This is a genomic window from Ponticaulis profundi, assembly GCF_042659465.1.
Lineage (GTDB): Bacteria > Pseudomonadota > Alphaproteobacteria > Caulobacterales > Hyphomonadaceae > Ponticaulis > Ponticaulis profundi.
This window is the reverse complement of record NZ_JBHSSW010000001.1, coordinates 1-16,408: the sequence shown is the minus strand read 5'-3', so window position 1 is coordinate 16,408 and position 16,408 is coordinate 1. Positions and strand designations below refer to the sequence as shown.

Below are 16,408 nucleotides of genomic sequence, written 5' to 3'. Positions count from 1 at the left end.
GAATTGGCATAATCTGACGTGTATTACAGTATCGGGGGAGTCGCCCATGTCGTTAAGACCTCTGTTAACAGGAATTTTGTTCAGCGCAGCCGCGTTTTTTCCTGTGGAGGGTCTTGCCGCTGAAAATAACGATGCGCCGCAAGCCAGTGGAACGCAAGAGTCAACCGCAGCTCCGATCAGTACACAGCCGCCCAAACTGGCATTGCCAGGCTTTGGCACACCCGCAAGTGACGACACATCAACACAGACAGACGCAGCGATTGCGCCGATTACGCCTGTGACCGGCGAAGCGCCGCAGCCGACATCCCGTGATGTGCTTGCGGAAACCGCCATGGCGTATGGCACCTTTCAGCAGGACGTGACCGACTTTAACCGCGAACTCACCTCCAGCGATGAGATTGAAGCGGCCGCGACCGTTCTTGGCACACACAATCCTGAGAGACTTTCTGCCGGCTGGCTCGCCTATTCTGCGCTGCTGGCGTCAGAATCCGAAGAGTTTGCCCGCGAAGTGCGTAAGACAGATGCCCACTATGGCCGCGACCGAATGATGCTGGGCTTTCGAAACAGTCCGACGTATGCGCTCCAGCTCGATGGCTCAGACGACGCTCTGGGCCGCGCCCTGCGTGCGAGCCGGGCCGATGCTGATCGCCTGGAACGCGTTGGCGAGAACATCAAGCAGCAAGCCTATAGCATGCAGAAATATGGCTGGGCGAAAGCCACACTGCGCGGCGATTCCGAGGCACGTGCTGAATCCCTGAAGTTTGCAGCGGTCGCCGGACGCCCTGTCGCGGGAACCGTCGAGACTCTGTTTGCAGGACCTCAGCTGACCAGTTTTCTGGAAGACGCCAACCGCCTCGGTGCCGACTCCTCGTTCTGGGACTCGATGAATGCGCCGCCTTCCCCGGAAGGGCTGCAATTGCCCGTGCTCAGCGCAACCGGCTTTTCCACCTATTCGCTGCAGCGTCTGCGCTATAATGATGAACGCCGCCTGACGGCGGGTCGTATCGCGACGCTGGCGGCCTATCGTATTCTCGACGAAACCGATGATTACGACACACAGATCGCAGAAACCATTGAAGACCAGCAAAGCCGGGACTGTTTCGAGACCGCACAGCAAATCTTCCGCCAGTGTGTCAGTGCCTCTCACAAGGTATATGAACGCCCGTTCTGTATCGGCGAACATGCCCTGAAAGATGTTGGCGAATGCGTTGCTGAAGTCAGCGAACGATAAACGACGTCATCTTTCTTCCAATGACCTCTTTTCATAACGGGCTGTCTGCGCCATCTAGCCCGTTATGACTGTGACCGAACAAGCCGACGACATCCGAGATACATTTGCGTTCCTGGACGACTGGGAAACGCGCTATGAGCACATCATTGATCTCGGCAAGACACTGCCCCCAATGGAAGAGGCCGACCAGAACGAAGCCAATCGCGTTCGCGGCTGTGCCAGCCAGGTCTGGATCAAACCGCTGGACGGCGACGATCCGAAGTCTGTCTATTTTCAGGCCCAGTCAGATGCCATTCTCGTCTCGGGTCTCATTGCCCTGCTGACACAGCTTTTCCATGCGCAGCCAGCCCAAGACATTCTCGATTTCGATGCACCCGCCTTTTTTTCGGAAATCGGCCTGGACGAAGCCTTGAGCGCGCAACGCGCCAATGGCCTGAACTCCATGCTGGAGCGCATTCGCCTGATCGCCTCAAACAAAGTCTGACGCCCGCTCAGTGCCAGGCGGCCCCTCGCGCCCCTAACAACACCGTCAGGCGCGCTCTCGCGGGCTCTGAGAAGATAGGCGCCAGATTCTGATAGGCGTCTTCCAGATGCTGGAGCCAGTCTTCAAATTCCGGATCATCCCTCAGATCTTCGACGATCCGGATGGCGTAAGCCACTGTCGTTTTATCCCGTCCGAAAAATCGCCCCACTTTCGTCAGGCTGCACCCGAGCGAAACATGCGCCAGATACATCGCAATCTGCCGGGCGCGCGCCTCAGCGGCTTCCCCACGCGACGTTTTGAACAGGCTGTCCTTTCGTATGTGCGTCGCCCGCGCCACCAGCTCGACCAACAGGTCGGCCCGTCCGCGATCTACCTCACTCAACTCCATATCTCTTCCACCTCATCTCGTATGAGGCAGCAGGATAGCTGCTCAGACAAGGTGTAGGATAATATTCCTGTAAAAGGATTTTTGTCTATACGCTTTCGCGCAATCGCACGCTCGCGCACATGGCGAGGCTCTGGATTTCAGAAAGGTGCAAAAGTGCCGGAATGGCTCAGGCGGCAGAGCGCGCCAGTGCGGCCTTGTTCTTGCGAAAGGCGTGGGCTGTCACGAACATGGTTTCACGACGGAGTGGCGTGCGCGCATCCAACAGCTCGATCCGGTCATAACAGAGCAGCGGCTGGTGGCCATTGTCCGTCGGCTCAAGCGGAAGCCGCATCCAGTTGTGAACACGGCGGTGCCCACATGGTGTCTGTCCAAACACAGGAGATTTCGTCCCGACAGCCTGATTGAGCGCTTCATACCAGGGGACAGAACGCCCGCAGATCTGATCGAGCTCCTTGCCGCGGCACTCTGTTCCCAGAATATCGCGCAATGCCGACGCTGCGAGACGGAAAGCATAGGTGCCGCAAGGACGGCGCTCGACGATGGAAATGCTCGGCAGACAGAATACCAGATCAGCCGGACTGACATCACGGCGGACTGGCAACATGTTTTCCTGGCATTTGCCGACCCAGTATTTCAGAAGGCCGGTCTGGTCTTTCGTCAGATTTGGTCCGATCTTGCGTTCCATGTCTCGCCCGTATGTCTCACCTCATGGTTAACATCGGTTAATTCGAATCACCCGCCAAGACTTTTTTTGGCGGTTCTGACAACAAACTTGCAATTTTATTATTCCGGAAACGAAATGAATTGCAAGTTTGTGCGTCACGTTCGCCGAATAGAGGTTAGTTTTAACCTTCCCCTATCATACTATTGTTTGGACTGTCCAAGGCCCATCTTCTTGGCAAGCTCTGATCTTTGTTTCGCGTAATTGGGCGAAACCATGGGGTAATCTGTCGGAAGGCCCCATTTCTCGCGATACTCTTCCGGTGACAAATTGTATTTCGACCGCAGATGACGCTTCAGGGATTTGAACCGTTTACCGTCTTCCAGACAGACCAGATAATCCGGCGTAACGGACTTGCGAACCGAAACGGCCGGGCTGGTCTCTTTGGCTGGCTCTTCGAAGTTTACCGACGAAAGGTCTCTCATCGTGGCATGAACACGAGAGATGACATTAGGTAGATCGCTCGCCTGGACCGGATTGTTACTGACATAAGCCGCAACAACTTCAGACGTCATCTGAATCAACATGGCCTGATTATCGATTTCAAGCTCGTCCCTGTTTTGTGTCATCATTGTTTGCTCCCCGAAAACCGGTTTTACCGGCCTCTTATCATTATTGGTTTTGTATGCTCGTAGCCGAACAAGTTTTAGTATGAAGAAATCAAAATAAAAGGGAAGAGTTTCGTCAAGAGCACTAAAGTCTGTTAGAACTAAAGCGACGATTTCCTACATTGCATTGCACAAAGCCAAAGAGAATTTGAATATATCCTTGGGTTTAAAACCTGTGCTTTGACCGCATTTTCCGGCATTTTCGAGACAAAACAGGTCTCCACAGCTCCAATTGCGTCGCAACAATTGAAACCAGCGCTTTAAGCCTCCGGCGCGTCAGCGAGCATGGTATATTTCGTTTTTCGATGAAAAACCTGAAAATTGAATTCGAAAATTCTACCTGCCAACTTGGTTTTTTCGACGATTTTCAAGATTTGATGCAACGCACAACGGCGCAAAACTGCGCCGTTGGATGATATTCTGTTTCAATTTACCGTAGAATCAAACCTACAGGCCAGAGAACAGAGCCACAATCAGAACCACAGCCAGGACAATACTTGTCCAGACCGCCATGCCGGCAGACATCGGACCACGGCTCAACTGCCCCTGCGGGCTAAAGGCGGCTTCGATATTGTCATAAATCTTCCGGGAGAACCCTTGCGCCGAGTTTGTCAGCGCTGGCCCCACGCGGCTCCAGACGGCTCCTACCCATACGATGAACGCATAGATTGGCCGACGGGCAATCCAGTCTGTATCGAGCACCACACCGCGTTTCTCTGGCGGATAGAGCTTGATCTTGTTGAGCACGATGAAGGCAAATGCCGCAAACACCAACAGCTGCATCTGTGTCAGCACGTGATCAATCGTCCACAGGCTCTTGTCGAGATAGGCCATAGCCTCCTCAGGGTATGGCAGAAGCCCGTAGAGGAACTCTGTCCCCCCGAGGAATGGGAAGCCGAGCCAGATACAGAAGAAGGACGCAATCCCCATCGCCAGCAGCATGTTGAACGGCGCTTCCTTCGGTCGCTTGCCGCTATCATGCCCAAAGAAGGCAAAGTACGGGATCTTGATGCCGGAGTGCTCCAGAACACCGGCAGAGGCAAAGAGCAGCATCATCCAGATGATGGTCAGATGTTCATGCCCGACCGCGCTCATCGTCAGAGACTTCGCAACAAAACCGGAGAAGAGCGGGAAGGCCGAAATCGAGGCCGCGCCAATCAGACAGAACAGAGCTGTCAGAGGCATGGTCCGATACAAACCGCCGAGCTCTGTCGCCTTGGTCGTACCCGTCCGGTACATCACCGCGCCCATGCTCATGAACAGGAGCCCCTTATAGATGATGTGCGAGAAGGCGTGCGCAGCAGCGCCGTTCAGGGCAAGTGGCGTACCGATACCAATCGCCACGACCATAAAGCCAACCTGGTTGTTCAGAGAATAAGCCAGAACCTTGCGCAGATCGTTCTCGATGACCGCGAAGAAGACCGGGAACACCGTCATGATCGCACCGATCCAGATCAGCGCACTCTCGCCCGGGAACAGGCGCATCAGGGCATAGACCGCAAGCTTGGTGGTGAAGGCAGACAGCACGACAGCGCCGGTATGGGTCGCTTTCGGATAGCTGTCCTGCAACCAATTGTGCAGGAATGGGAACGCCGCCTTGATACCAAGCGCAATGAAGATGAAGAGCGATGCTTTCTGCTCCCCGAGACGCAGCGGACCTTCAGCCAGGAAGACGTCAAATTCCAGCGAGCCGAACTCGACCGTGATCATGGTCGCGCCAGCCAGCAGCAGAACACCAGACAGGATCTGAATGCCGAGATAGCGCATGCTGGCCTTATAGGCTTCCATTGTGCCTGAACGCAGGATCAGGAAGACCGACGAAATCGCCGTGAATTCCCAGAACACGAACATGGTCATCAGGTCGCCGGCGAACGTCGCCGCGATCGCAGAACCCGCATAGACAAGCGCAGACGCGTCCTGCAGGGAATCCTTGCTGTGCAGCGAATAGATCGAGTTCATCAGGGCTGCCAGCAGGAAGGCCAGCGCAAAGACGATGCTCGTCTTATCGACCTGATACACAATCAGCGTCAGATCGACCATTTCCATGGTCGCGAGCGGAATATTCTGACCACCATGCAGGACCAGCGCGAGCAACCCCAGCACAGGTCCGCCAATCGTAACAACCGCGCGCGCAATCTTTCCACGAACGAAGAAGGCGAGCACACCCGCGATGATGACGAGAAAGCCGGGGTTCGTTGTTGAGAAGAGTGTCTGAATGAGATCAGTCATCAGAGGATGTCTCCGGCTCGTAATAGTTTTCCGGACGCCCCAGAAGCTTGCGTAGCGGCCAGCCGCTCAAAACGACGAATGCGAAGGAGGCAAAGCCGAACAGTGCGTAAAAGACCGGGAATTCTGCAATGTGCAGATACTCATGACGGTGCACGAGGAAGTCCGCACCGAACAGGAGCGCACTCAGCACAGCAATCGCGATGAAGGTGTAAGCGCCTGCTTTTGGATGACTGGTCCAGCCGAACCAGCGCTCGCCGGCGTATTTTCCGTCAGCGCGAGGCGTGGCTTTGTGGTCAGGGTCTACAGGGTCCGTCATTTAGCGCACTCCTACGACAGGCTTTAAGAATTCCATGATCGGGTCGACGGCGAAGAACAGGACGAAACATCCTGCAGCCGTGATGCAAAGCGGCAGAACCGTCAGTGCAGGCGCCCCGCCCGGCCGCTTATATTCTGCCACGACAAAATTCTTGTCCGGTGGCGGGAAGAAGGCCAGCAGCGAAATCGGCAGCAGATAGGCAATGTTCAGCATGGATGATGCGATGAACACATACTCCACCCACAGATGGTGACCGTCGATCGCACCCTGAAGCAGCTCATACTTCGCCCAGTCACCGCCAAGTGGCGGAATACCGATGATCGAAAGCGACGCAATCAGGAAGGCCGAGAAGACCAGCGGCATTTTACGCCCAAGGCCCTTCATGTCTGAAATATTGGTCTTGCCCGTCGCCACATAAATCGCACCGGCACACATGAAGAGCGTCATTTTGGCGACCGCGTGCATCGGGATCTGAAGCGCTGCGCCGAGCGCGCCTGCCGGGTCAGCCAGCATCGCACCAACGGTCACATACGAAAGCTGTGAGACGGTTGAATAGGCCAGACGTGCTTTCAGATTGTCCTTGGTCAGCGCGATCAGGGATGAGACCACAATCGTGATACTCGCAATGACCATAACGACTTCCGTCATCGGAAGCGCCGAGAGCAGGTCGAAGCCGAAAATATAGACAGAAACCTTGAGGATGGTGAACACACCAGCCTTCACAACGGCCACGGCGTGCAGGAGTGCCGACACCGGTGTCGGTGCGACCATCGCGTTTGGAAGCCAGAAGTGGAACGGCATAAGCGCCGCCTTACCCACACCGAATGCGAACAGCAGAAGCAGAACACCGCCGAGCAATGGCCCCACCTGACCGGCCAGCAATCCACCTGGAACAAAGTCGAGCGTGCCTGCAATCGCAAACGTCCAGACAATGCCCATCAGCAGGAAGCCAATCGACGTGCCGAGCAGGGTCAGCAGATAGATGCGTGCGCCGCGACGTGCAGCTTCGTCGCCCTTGTGTGCGACCAGTGGATAGGTCGAAAGCGTCAGCGCCTCATAGAACACGAACAGCGTAAACAGATTGCCCGCCATCGCCACGCCCATTGCGCCGAACAGCGCCAGACCGAAGCAGATATAGAAACGCGTCTGATTGCGCTCACCATTGCCGCGCATATAGCCGATGGAATAGAGCGAGTTGATAATCCAGAGGCCACTCGCAATCACCGCGAACATGGCGCCCAGGGGTTCCAGCTTGAACGCGAAGGTCAGGCCAAGCGCGATATCACCGCTTTCCCACTCAACCGTTTCACCACCGGATACGCGGGCCGCCAGGAAAATACACAGAATGAACAGAATGCCTGCGCCGGTCAGCGTTGCGCCCTCACGGACATTCGGCATCTGACTGAACAGATATACCGCACCGGATACCAGAAGCGGCATCGCCAGGATCAGGAAAATGAGAAGATCATCGCTCATGGCTGAACTCCTGAGAATGCAACACTGGCAGCGCCATCAGTAAGTCCCGTGATGAATGAGGCATCGAGGCCGAAGTAAATGTTGGCAAGGGCAAGAACCCAGAGCGGAATGAGCACCATAAGCGGCGCTTCAGTGACTTTCGCCTGCGCAGGGCCCGGCGTCTTGAAGAAGCCAGCCTCCAGAATACGACCGACATACAGAACGGCCAGAACAGAGCTCATGGCCAGAACCACAACGACCCACGACATGTTCAGCTCAAGCGCTGCCTTGAACAGAGCCACTTTGGACAGGAAGCCTGCCGTCAATGGCACACCGACCAGGCTGAGCGCGGCAATGCCCATCGCCGTCATTGTCCATGGCGCCTTGCGGGCAACACCCGCCAGATCTTTCATCTGCGTGGAGCCAAGGCTCAGCGCGACACCACCAACAGCCATGAACAGAGCACCCTTCATCATGGCATGGTTGAAGAGGTGGAACAGACCTGCGGAAAGACCGGCATAGCTCGCCAGCGACAGACCGAGCAGCATATAGCCGACCTGTGCCACCGAAGAATAAGCCAGCATGCGCCGCAAATCGGTCTGGAAGACAGCCTGGAAGGAACAGACAATCGCAGCAATCGCGCCCAACGGTGCAAGCACCCAATGGAAGATCACCATCTGGAAGTCGAGTTCCGGAGAGAAGACCGAGAACATCAGTCGCGCCAGCGCGTAGAAAGCCACCTTGGTCGCCGTCGCCGACAGGAACACCGTCACGAAGTTTGGTGCGTAAGCATAAGCGTTCGGCAGCCATTGGTGCAGCGGGAAGATCGCCGCTTTCAGCGCCAGACCAGCCACAATGAATGCAAATCCGGCATGAACGGTTTTGCTGTCCATCACCTCAGGAAGGCGCGCAGCGATGTCTGCCATGTTGAGCGAACCGGTTGCCGCATAGAGGAAGCCGATGCCGATCACATAGAAGGTCGCGCCAATCGAGCCCATGATCAGATAGTTGAACGCCGCCGGAAGCGCGCGGCGATCCCGCGTCGCGCCAAGCGCCACAAGAACATAGGTCGAAATCGACGAAATCTCGAGGAAGACGAACAGGTTGAACGCGTCACCCGTGACCGCCACACCGATCAGACCGCCAAGACACATAAGATAGGCCGTGAAGAAGAGCGAACGCTTCTCTTCGACAATGTCTTTCATGATGGTTGGCAGGGCAAACAGCGTTGCAAGGAAACCGATGATCGGCACCAGAATGAGGAAAGGTGCGTTCAGCTTGTCGACAACGAAGGAAATACCGAGCGGCGGCGCCCAGCCACCAAGTGCATAGACAATCGGCTCACCGGCATACGCCTCCTGAAGCAGGCCAAAGGCCGCCACGCCGGAGAAGAAAATCGCAACGAGCGTGATGCCCCAGGTGATGCGCCAGTTTGGAATGGCGGCGCAGAATGGCGCGCTCAGCAAAGGCACCAGAACGACCAGCACAGGCAAGTGCCGGATCACACCTTCCGGAAGCAGAGAAAGAATATCAAACGGCATGGGTCAGGCAGTCTCCGCAGAGGCTTCGTCTTTGGCCATTTGGATATCGGCCTCGCGTATTTCGTCCATTTCAATGGTTCCATACGATTCACGAATTCGAACAACGATCGCCAGACCGACCGCAAGCGTGGCAACGCCCACAACAATGGCGGTCAGGATGAGAACGTGTGGCAATGGGTTGGAATAGAGCTCAGCCAGGCTGTTGCCATAGCTGAAATCAACGCCATTCGGGTCCAGCATACCCTCAACATACGGGCGCCCAAGCGCATCAACGGCGTCAGTGCCGTGTGCCGCACCGGCATCTGCGCCATGTCCGGCAGCCGCATCCGGTCCGTGTGAACCTGCAGCGTCGGCGCCATGTGCGTCGCCGCCAGCCGGCGCATGATCGGCTCCATGATCATCGCCGTGACCTTCGCCATGTCCAATCGGCAGATCGCCGCCAAACAGGATCGGCGCAGAACCGCCATGGATTTTACCGAGCGTGATATAAAACAGGAAAACAGACGTCTGGAACACAGACAGGCCGACAAGGCGCTTGATCATGTTCCCGGCCTGGAAGGTCACATAAAGACCAATCATCATCAAAATGATGATGACCCAGTAATTATACCGTTCAAAGATGAATTCGGTCATACTCTACCAGTCCTCATCATCAATTTCAGGCGCACGACCGGCGAACGCGTAGAAGATGGTCAGCATGCTGCCTGCAACCGCGAACAGAACGCCGAGCTCGACGCCGATAATGCCGTAATGCTGTCCATGGTGACCGTCCGGACCTTCCGGATACAGAAAGTCATAATCGAGAAAATTGCCGCCATTCAGCATGGAAACCACACCGACCATCCCGTAAATGATGAAGCCGGAGAGCGCGAGATAACGCGCAAAGGTCGCCGGAACGAGCTGCAGGGCCGAGACGACACCAAAGATCAGCGCATACAGAATGATACCCACCGCAAAGATGACACCGGCCTGAAAGCCGCCGCCCGGGCTATAGTCACCGTGAAAGTGCACATAGAAAGCGTAAAGCGTGATGATCGGGATCAGGAACTTCGCCGTGACCCGCAGGATGACGTGGTGATCTGTGTGGTTCATCACTTGTCTCCCTTATACTTGTTGCGCAGCGAGGCAGCGAGCGAACGCTCGCCAAAACCGATCAGCATGGCAACAGCGACACCCGCGATGAAGACCACCCCGGTCTCTCCGAAGGTATCAAAGCCACGATAGCTGGCGAGGATCGATGTCACGACGTTCGGAATACCAATGTCGTGCACGTTCCGGATCAGATATTCCTGCGCCAGATAGGTGTTCGCAGGCGAATCCGCTGAGCCGAAGCCTGGCAGGTCGATGGTCGCGTAGATCAGAAGTGCGCCCGTCACCACGGTCACAAGCGCCGGTGCGATCCGTTTGGTCGGCTTGTCTGCCTTCGCCGTGCGCGTCGTCAGCAACATCGCGCCCAGGATCAGCGCCGTCGAGATGCCGGCACCAACTGCAGCCTCGGTAAAGGCAACGTCGACCGCATCGACCACGACAAACCATGTCGCTGAAAACAGCGAATAAACGCCCGATAACATGACGATCGCAAACAGGCTGCGCAGGCGCGCAATGGCCAGCGCCGTCATCGCCATCATGGCGAGCAGCGCGATATCAATCAGAAGAACAGAAAGGCTCGGCATTGCCGCAGCCGCAGCAGCTTCACTCATTTCGTCTCCTCATCGGTTGTCTCAGGCACAGTTTCCATTTCGGAATAGCGGCCAAGTTTCGGCTGAAGACCGGCTGTGTAAGCCGCGTTCGCAATCGCATGCGAGCTGGTCGGGCTGGTCAGCACCAGGAACAGGCCGATCAGAACCAGCTTCAGAACGATCAGGCCGTTTGGCGCAAGAAACGCCATACCAAGAATGAGAACCAGCGCGCCGAGCGTATCGGTCACACTCGCCGCATGCATGCGTGTGTAGAAGTCAGGGAAACGCAGCACACCGACAGCAGCAATCACCGTCGAAACGCTTGCGATCAGGCAAAGCGCGCCGCCAACCCAGGTCCGCCAGGTCGGATCAGCGATCATCTGCCAGATATCTTGCATGAATTCACCCATTGCTGCGCTCCTTCTTGCTGTCCGGCACGCGGATGAGCGGCACCTGGAAGGAGCGGTACCGGAAGAATTTCAGGATCGCGATGGTGGAGACGAAGTTGATCAGCGCATAGAGCAGCGCGATGTCCAGAAAGTCCGGGCGCCCCATCAGAAAACCGACAAGCGCCAGCAGGATCAGGATCTTCGTGCCAACAGAGTTCAGCGCCAGGACGCGGTCATAAAGAGACGGCCCGACGAAAAGGCGGATCAAAAGCAATGCAATTGCGACGAACAGCGCAATTGCAGAGACAGCTAAAAGGATCATGATTTCGCTCCGGAGCCCGCCGCACCGCCGTCGCCGGCCTTGCTGGCTTTACGCCCCATTTCTTCAAAAGCTTCCGGCGTGGCATCTGCCTCGTAAAGCCCGTGCACCAGCATGGAGTCGTCATCGACCCGCAGCGTCACCGTTCCCGGCGTCAGCGTGATGGAGTTGGCAAAAATGACTTTCCCAAGATCCGTCTTGCAGGTGGATGGTACCTTCACCAGCGTCGGCTGAATGTCCAGCTCCGGCTTCAGAATGGCTTTCAGCACCGTGAGGTTTGCCTTCAGGATCTCGGAGATCAGATATGGCGTGTAAGCCAGAAATGCCAGAATGCGGTGATAGGGAGAGGTCTCTCGGTCAACAATACCAAGACGCGCTGCCAGTCCTACGGACAGGAAGATCGAGATCGCTCCCAGAATGAGAATTAATGGCTCCATAATGCCGGAAAGGCCGAGCCATAAAAGAATTAATGCGGTTGTTAAGCCGACGACGTAACCCACGTGATCAGCGCCCTCTTCGCCCTAGTCATCAATTGAGGGCATAGACCTAATCTGTGAAATCGCGATTGACCAGCGGCTTAACGCGATTTCTTCAAATTTTCCGGGAGGGTGAAAAATTAATCGCCAAACACCAGTCTTGCTGTGCGATGCGACGATGAAAACTCACGGTCGGTCTCATCCTCAATATGATCCTCAGCGTTGCGATTCCGGAAGCTGGAACTCAACGACCAGTTCCAATATCGCAGCGTGCTCTGCGCTTTGGCCACGCTCAGCATCTCATAGACATCGCGAATGCGTTCATAATGGGGATGCAGATTGCCGGGTCCGATTTCGGTCGGGCGGCGCAATGCAGCCCAGAGCCGAGACAGATAATGACGCTTCAGACCGGTCGCCTTGCAGAAAACAGCCAGTGCTTCGCCGCCTGGGTCTGTGAGGATTTTCGCAGCGGTGATCGGCTTGATGCCGCCGAGATAGCCGATCTCCTGAGCCAGTTCGCGGTCCATGCCGGACTTCTCGGCATGCTCGATCGCATCCTCAAGGCTTTCATACCGGCTACGCTCAATGGCTGCGCGGTTACGCTGGCGACGCTCAATCAGCTGCAGGGTCTTGCGCGCGACCGGATCTGCCCAGTTTTCGGCAGCCGCCATCGCAAACACATCGCCGCAAATCTCGATCAGTTCAGAGCGATCAGCCGAATAGCGCATCAGAATTTGTTCGCGCTCTTCGCTTTCGCTCCACCAGAACATGGTCATGGCATGGTGCGGCTTCATTTCAGAGCGCTGCACAAGAAGCGGGCAGTATTCCAGATGATCGCGGGACGCTTCCAGCAGATCATCCATGCCCGTCTCGGAAATAAAGGATCGCCGGCTGGTCAGCATGTTCACCACAGCCGTCGGATGCCCGACTTCGATCAGCGCATCACAGACCGCAGGCGCCAGCGTCTTGCGCTTGGAAATCGCTTCGGCGTGCAGCGGCGTTCCCTTGCGCAGAATATACGTCAGGTCAGAGTCATCAAAGGATTCGTTCTGCTCAAGCAGATCCTTGCTGATCTCGATCCGGCACAGGCCCAGATACCGCAGAATGCGACGCGGTGCTTCATGCGTCGGGATCAGGCGGCGTGCACAGAACGCCCGCTCGCGATCATCCGCATCAAAGAGCATTTCGAGGAGCACATCCCCCGCCATGGAGCGGTCCTGCGGCGGAATACGGGAAGATGGCAGCGCCACGACGTCAATCAGACGCCGCAACAACGTCATCCGCGCGCGACGCGGAGGGTTGTTCGGAACCTGGTCCGTCAGATCAAGAGCTGGTTCACTGGCCATATAGTCTCACCTCACGCGAGGCAGACTACCAAACAAGAGGTTAAAGCTTACTGACTCGCGGACGTGAGATTGCGCACGCTTCAAACTTAGCTGAACTAAAAACTTGCCGGTCAGTAGAATTCAACCGGCTTGCCGCGTTTGTGCACCAGAAACAGCAGAAATGCCGACACAGCGCAGGCGAGCAGAAGATAGAAACGTGCCCCGCCATCACTCTCACTTGCACCCACCGTCAGTGGCAATTCCATCGGCACCAGAGGGCTGACCTGCAAGCCAGCCAGTGCGAGCGTGATGATCAGGACGAATAGACTCATCACCCGCCGAAAATGCGGAATGAGCAGGAGTAGAGACACCAGACACAGTATGCCCCCGGCGATCAGGCGTCCTGTCGGCTCGAATAAGGCAATGCCAGCGTTTCGCGCCAGCAATGTGAAAAAGACATTCTCACCTGGCAGGTCGAACAAAAGCGTCTGACCGTCCACCGGCGCACTCTGAGGATGCACGGCCCAACTGATGAACACCGCGATCAGAAACAGCGACAGTATCCAGCTTAACAGCTCCCGCACGAGGGTCATTTGCGCTCTGCTCCTGAAACAAGATTAACATAATTTTCGGAGTGTCTCGTCAGGACACACTTGCAGCATGTCATCTGTGCTGACAATTTCAGGGCGCAAAGACAAGCGTCTGATCAGAAATTCAATCGCAAGCGTATTTGGGGTACCGCGTCATGGAAGATGATTTTGATCGGCTCGACGATAAAATCATGGAAGGCTCACGCTCCCCGGTCTCAGGATTGGATACAGCTTTCGCCGCCGGGTCCGCATTCGGGCGACGCGTTGTCAAAAATGTTTTCCGCGAATTACCTGCCTATCTCGTGGTCCAATCGAGCTGGTTCATGGCCTTCGGCCTGCAAATGGTGCTGTTCCCCTATCTCATCACCAACAAGCTTGGGCTGAATGGCACGCTGCTCGGCGTTGCCAATATGGCGCTCGCCTTGCCATCTGTTGTGTTTCTGCTGATTGGCGGCGTTGTGGCCGAGCGCGCAGACGGCAAACGCATGATCATGATGCTGCACTTTCTGGCCGCCCTGCCCGCCCTGATGCTGGCCTTTGCTGTGGATCAGGAGATGCTGGCCTATCCGCTGATGGTCGCTTACGGCGTCGCCATGGGAACGGTTGGCGCATTCATGATGCCCGCGCGCGATTCCATTCTGAATGAAGTCGTCTATCGGCGCACAAAAGCTGGTTCGAATGTCACGCTGCAGCGCGGGGTTGCCTTTGCGACACTCGCGCAGTTCGCCGCTCAGATTATCGGCATTGTACTTGGCGGCTATGCTGACAAGGCAACGACCATGCCGGGCTTTCTCGGCGGCTTTGAAATCGGACCGATCGCATCTGAAGAATTGCTGGTTTTCCAGGCCTGCGTGGTCGGGTTTGGCGCGATCGCGGCGCTGCTTCTCGCCCGTGGCAAACAGGTCAAGACCGGACGGTCCGGCTTTGGCGCCGCACTCGGCGACATCGCCGAAGGCTTTCAGGCCGTCAAATCGAATGAACGCCTGCTCGTCATGACCCTGTCCATGTTCGGTGTCGGCATTTTCGTCATCGGCTCGTTTCTGGTCGTTCTGCCCATTATCAATAAGAAGGTTTTCGGATTCGGCCCGGATGGCATTCGCGACATGTATATGACCTTCTGGTTCGGCGCGTTCGTCTCCTCGGTCATCCTCTCCATGATGGGGAATCTGAAGCGCCCCGGTCGGCTCCTGCTATCGGCTCAGTTCATCGGCGCCATGGTGATACTGGTCATGCTGTGGGAAGGCATCGCCAATTACCATGAGATCTTCCTTGGCGTTGTGTTTGTCTGGGGGCTGGCCGCCGGTGTCTCCATCGCCATGAGCCGAACCATTGTTCAGGCCGCAGCGCCCGCGCACCAGCTGGCGCGCGTGCTCTCCATCTATCAGCTCGGCTTTATGGCAGGCGCGCCCATCGGCGCGTTCATCATGGGGGTCGCGGTCGACACGTTTGGCCCTTATGACATTGCCTTTGTCCCGGCTGTCGGCCTTGGAGCCATTGTGCTGTGGATGGTGTTCTTCTCACCGATCTGGAACATGCGGGCGGACGAAGATTGACCTTTTCGGCCCGCATCACTCTGTTCGCCGCGGCCGTGACGGCGTTCCTTTTATATTTTTGTGTGCTTCTGTTTTTCTTTGGATTTGTTGCGGCCGTAGTGGCCTGGATCATCTGGTTCGGCTTTTTGTTTCTGATCAGGAAGCAAAGCCTGAGAATCCGATGCATCGCCTCTTTGCCGCTGACGATATTGATCGCCACCGTGCCCTTTCTGTTCGCCATCTGGCCACCGCTGATGGAGTTTTATTGGCCAGTGTTTCTCTGGCAGAGCCTGTCGTCAGATCGTCTGCAAAGCGGCTGGTCGGAGTTCCACTGGTCGCCCACATTCTTGATCAGCTACACCCTGTTCTTCCTGATGTCTCTGGCCGGGTGCCTATCCATTTCGAATCTCAAAGGCAGAACGCCAGAGCCCGTCAGCTCAGATTAAAGCAATCCGATGCTTTACATCGAATGGGGTGTATTCCGCGAAGCAATGCAACCCGAAAAAACTTATCCTCCCCCATCATGCGCGGCCTTATGCTGGCCGCATGTCACATGAGCCCGCACCTGCCAATCCATATGCCTCGCTGAGTATTGCTCAGCTGGTCGGGCTACAGCTTGCGCGGCTTTATGCCTTGCTGGTTCGCATGGAGGCTTCAGGCGAACGACGCGTGCCCGCCGACATCGCCCGCATGGTGATCTCCACCGAAGGGCTGGTTCATGCCTTCATTCGCGTGCTGGCCGCTGAACAACTGAAACATGCCGGATTTATCGAGGCCTCAAACGCCATGCGCGAACCTGTCGGAACGCAGGCCCCGCCTGCGCTCACATTCGACGTGCCTCACACGACACCAACCGCGCTTCTGGCGCGTCTCGAAACCAGCATTCAGACTTTCGAACGGGCTGAGCGGCAGGCAAGCCATCTCGCCCGCCTCATTCTGTGTGCGCTTCTATATGTGTCTCCCGAACCCCGCTCCATTGCGCAGCGGTTCAACACGCCTGACCAATCAGTCTTTCTTTCGTCAAATCCACCCACACCATCCCCCGCCCCATGGCCACCCCCCTTATCGGTTCCCAGTGACCGAGCGCGACCCGGCAACGGGCGAAGCCTGCCGATCAGAGCCATG

Annotated in this window: 20 protein-coding genes; 5 read left to right on the top strand and 15 right to left on the bottom strand. The window is 56.4% G+C overall.

What is annotated here, in order from left to right:
- Positions 1–46 precede the first annotated feature (46 nt).
- Both ACFQDM_RS00100 and ACFQDM_RS00095 read left to right on the top strand, forming a co-directional pair.
- Positions 47–1,231, top strand: coding sequence for a hypothetical protein (locus tag ACFQDM_RS00100; RefSeq protein WP_377373838.1), 1,185 nt, complete (start codon positions 47–49; stop codon positions 1,229–1,231).
- 64 nt (positions 1,232–1,295) lie between these two features.
- Entirely contained in the window at positions 1,296–1,715 is a 420-nt protein-coding gene (locus ACFQDM_RS00095) for a SufE family protein (protein ID WP_377373836.1), read from the top strand.
- A gap of 7 nt (positions 1,716–1,722) precedes the next feature.
- On the opposite strand, the gene ACFQDM_RS00090 is transcribed toward ACFQDM_RS00095, so the two are convergent.
- The 15 genes from ACFQDM_RS00090 to ACFQDM_RS00020 form a co-directional block, all read right to left on the bottom strand.
- Positions 1,723–2,097 (bottom strand): helix-turn-helix domain-containing protein, encoded by a 375-nt coding sequence (locus ACFQDM_RS00090; protein WP_377373833.1) that lies wholly within the window; start codon positions 2,095–2,097, stop codon positions 1,723–1,725.
- A 172-nt stretch (positions 2,098–2,269) separates the two neighbouring features.
- Positions 2,270–2,788, bottom strand: a complete 519-nt coding sequence (locus tag ACFQDM_RS00085) for a PAS domain-containing protein (protein ID WP_377373830.1) — start codon at positions 2,786–2,788, stop codon at positions 2,270–2,272.
- A gap of 179 nt (positions 2,789–2,967) precedes the next feature.
- Positions 2,968–3,393 carry a MucR family transcriptional regulator gene (locus tag ACFQDM_RS00080; protein WP_377374241.1) on the bottom strand — a complete coding sequence of 142 codons (426 nt, stop codon included), beginning with the start codon at positions 3,391–3,393 and terminating at the stop codon, positions 2,968–2,970.
- Positions 3,394–3,879: 486 nt separating this feature from the next.
- Positions 3,880–5,661 (bottom strand): Na(+)/H(+) antiporter subunit D, encoded by a 1,782-nt coding sequence (locus ACFQDM_RS00075; protein WP_377373828.1) that lies wholly within the window; start codon positions 5,659–5,661, stop codon positions 3,880–3,882.
- On the bottom strand, positions 5,654–5,977 hold the full coding sequence (locus tag ACFQDM_RS00070) for a hypothetical protein (RefSeq protein WP_377373825.1): 324 nt from the start codon (positions 5,975–5,977) through the stop codon (positions 5,654–5,656). Before ACFQDM_RS00070 ends, ACFQDM_RS00075 begins: the two co-directional genes overlap by 8 nt.
- The gene (locus ACFQDM_RS00065) at positions 5,978–7,453 is read right to left on the bottom strand and encodes a monovalent cation/H+ antiporter subunit D family protein (RefSeq protein WP_377373822.1); all 1,476 of its coding nucleotides are present in this window, start codon (positions 7,451–7,453) and stop codon (positions 5,978–5,980) included.
- Positions 7,450–8,973 (bottom strand): monovalent cation/H+ antiporter subunit D family protein, encoded by a 1,524-nt coding sequence (locus tag ACFQDM_RS00060; RefSeq protein ID WP_377373820.1) that lies wholly within the window; start codon positions 8,971–8,973, stop codon positions 7,450–7,452. Before ACFQDM_RS00060 ends, ACFQDM_RS00065 begins: the two co-directional genes overlap by 4 nt.
- A gap of 3 nt (positions 8,974–8,976) precedes the next feature.
- Complete coding sequence (locus ACFQDM_RS00055; RefSeq protein WP_377373817.1) at positions 8,977–9,606, bottom strand: sodium:proton antiporter; 630 nt, start codon at positions 9,604–9,606, stop codon at positions 8,977–8,979.
- Positions 9,607–9,609: 3 nt separating this feature from the next.
- Positions 9,610–10,065, bottom strand: a complete 456-nt coding sequence (locus ACFQDM_RS00050; RefSeq protein WP_377373815.1) for a Na(+)/H(+) antiporter subunit B — start codon at positions 10,063–10,065, stop codon at positions 9,610–9,612.
- Entirely contained in the window at positions 10,065–10,673 is a 609-nt protein-coding gene (locus ACFQDM_RS00045) for a DUF4040 domain-containing protein (protein ID WP_377373812.1), read from the bottom strand. Before ACFQDM_RS00045 ends, ACFQDM_RS00050 begins: the two co-directional genes overlap by 1 nt.
- Positions 10,670–11,062, bottom strand: a complete 393-nt coding sequence (mnhG, locus tag ACFQDM_RS00040; protein WP_377373809.1) for a monovalent cation/H(+) antiporter subunit G — start codon at positions 11,060–11,062, stop codon at positions 10,670–10,672. The genes ACFQDM_RS00045 and mnhG overlap by 4 nt, the downstream gene beginning before the upstream one ends.
- Complete coding sequence (locus ACFQDM_RS00035; RefSeq protein ID WP_377373806.1) at positions 11,055–11,363, bottom strand: monovalent cation/H+ antiporter complex subunit F; 309 nt, start codon at positions 11,361–11,363, stop codon at positions 11,055–11,057. Before ACFQDM_RS00035 ends, mnhG begins: the two co-directional genes overlap by 8 nt.
- Positions 11,360–11,860, bottom strand: coding sequence for a Na+/H+ antiporter subunit E (locus ACFQDM_RS00030; RefSeq protein WP_377373803.1), 501 nt, complete (start codon positions 11,858–11,860; stop codon positions 11,360–11,362). Before ACFQDM_RS00030 ends, ACFQDM_RS00035 begins: the two co-directional genes overlap by 4 nt.
- Before the next feature lie 116 nt (positions 11,861–11,976).
- On the bottom strand, positions 11,977–13,182 hold the full coding sequence (locus tag ACFQDM_RS00025) for a DUF2336 domain-containing protein (RefSeq protein ID WP_377373800.1): 1,206 nt from the start codon (positions 13,180–13,182) through the stop codon (positions 11,977–11,979).
- Positions 13,183–13,292: 110 nt separating this feature from the next.
- The gene (locus ACFQDM_RS00020; protein WP_377373797.1) at positions 13,293–13,754 is read right to left on the bottom strand and encodes a hypothetical protein; all 462 of its coding nucleotides are present in this window, start codon (positions 13,752–13,754) and stop codon (positions 13,293–13,295) included.
- A 152-nt stretch (positions 13,755–13,906) separates the two neighbouring features.
- Between ACFQDM_RS00020 and ACFQDM_RS00015 the strand changes: the two genes are divergently transcribed.
- From ACFQDM_RS00015 to ACFQDM_RS00005, 3 genes are all read left to right on the top strand, one after another.
- Complete coding sequence (locus ACFQDM_RS00015) at positions 13,907–15,304, top strand: MFS transporter (protein ID WP_377373794.1); 1,398 nt, start codon at positions 13,907–13,909, stop codon at positions 15,302–15,304.
- The gene (locus tag ACFQDM_RS00010; protein ID WP_377373791.1) at positions 15,301–15,729 is read left to right on the top strand and encodes a hypothetical protein; all 429 of its coding nucleotides are present in this window, start codon (positions 15,301–15,303) and stop codon (positions 15,727–15,729) included. The genes ACFQDM_RS00015 and ACFQDM_RS00010 overlap by 4 nt, the downstream gene beginning before the upstream one ends.
- A gap of 100 nt (positions 15,730–15,829) precedes the next feature.
- The coding region (locus tag ACFQDM_RS00005; protein ID WP_377373788.1) for a hypothetical protein at positions 15,830–16,408 on the top strand (579 nt) is incomplete at its 3' end.

Excerpts from the sequence above, each read along its gene's own strand:
- ACFQDM_RS00065 (WP_377373822.1), bottom strand. The coding sequence starts at position 7,453 with ATGAGCGATGATCTTCTCATTTTCCTGATCCTGGCGATGCCGCTTCTG.
- ACFQDM_RS00025 (WP_377373800.1), bottom strand. The coding sequence starts at position 13,182 with ATGGCCAGTGAACCAGCTCTTGATCTGACGGACCAGGTTCCGAACAAC.
- ACFQDM_RS00020 (WP_377373797.1), bottom strand. The coding sequence starts at position 13,754 with ATGACCCTCGTGCGGGAGCTGTTAAGCTGGATACTGTCGCTGTTTCTG.
- ACFQDM_RS00060 (WP_377373820.1), bottom strand. The coding sequence starts at position 8,973 with ATGCCGTTTGATATTCTTTCTCTGCTTCCGGAAGGTGTGATCCGGCAC.
- ACFQDM_RS00055 (WP_377373817.1), bottom strand. The coding sequence starts at position 9,606 with ATGACCGAATTCATCTTTGAACGGTATAATTACTGGGTCATCATCATT.
- ACFQDM_RS00095 (WP_377373836.1), top strand. The coding sequence starts at position 1,296 with ATGACTGTGACCGAACAAGCCGACGACATCCGAGATACATTTGCGTTC.
- ACFQDM_RS00100 (WP_377373838.1), top strand. The coding sequence starts at position 47 with ATGTCGTTAAGACCTCTGTTAACAGGAATTTTGTTCAGCGCAGCCGCG.
- ACFQDM_RS00085 (WP_377373830.1), bottom strand. The coding sequence starts at position 2,788 with ATGGAACGCAAGATCGGACCAAATCTGACGAAAGACCAGACCGGCCTT.
- ACFQDM_RS00075 (WP_377373828.1), bottom strand. The coding sequence starts at position 5,661 with ATGACTGATCTCATTCAGACACTCTTCTCAACAACGAACCCCGGCTTT.
- mnhG (WP_377373809.1), bottom strand. The coding sequence starts at position 11,062 with ATGGGTGAATTCATGCAAGATATCTGGCAGATGATCGCTGATCCGACC.
- ACFQDM_RS00050 (WP_377373815.1), bottom strand. The coding sequence starts at position 10,065 with ATGAACCACACAGATCACCACGTCATCCTGCGGGTCACGGCGAAGTTC.
- ACFQDM_RS00045 (WP_377373812.1), bottom strand. The coding sequence starts at position 10,673 with ATGAGTGAAGCTGCTGCGGCTGCGGCAATGCCGAGCCTTTCTGTTCTT.
- ACFQDM_RS00015 (WP_377373794.1), top strand. The coding sequence starts at position 13,907 with ATGGAAGATGATTTTGATCGGCTCGACGATAAAATCATGGAAGGCTCA.
- ACFQDM_RS00070 (WP_377373825.1), bottom strand. The coding sequence starts at position 5,977 with ATGACGGACCCTGTAGACCCTGACCACAAAGCCACGCCTCGCGCTGAC.
- ACFQDM_RS00080 (WP_377374241.1), bottom strand. The coding sequence starts at position 3,393 with ATGACACAAAACAGGGACGAGCTTGAAATCGATAATCAGGCCATGTTG.
- ACFQDM_RS00035 (WP_377373806.1), bottom strand. The coding sequence starts at position 11,363 with ATGATCCTTTTAGCTGTCTCTGCAATTGCGCTGTTCGTCGCAATTGCA.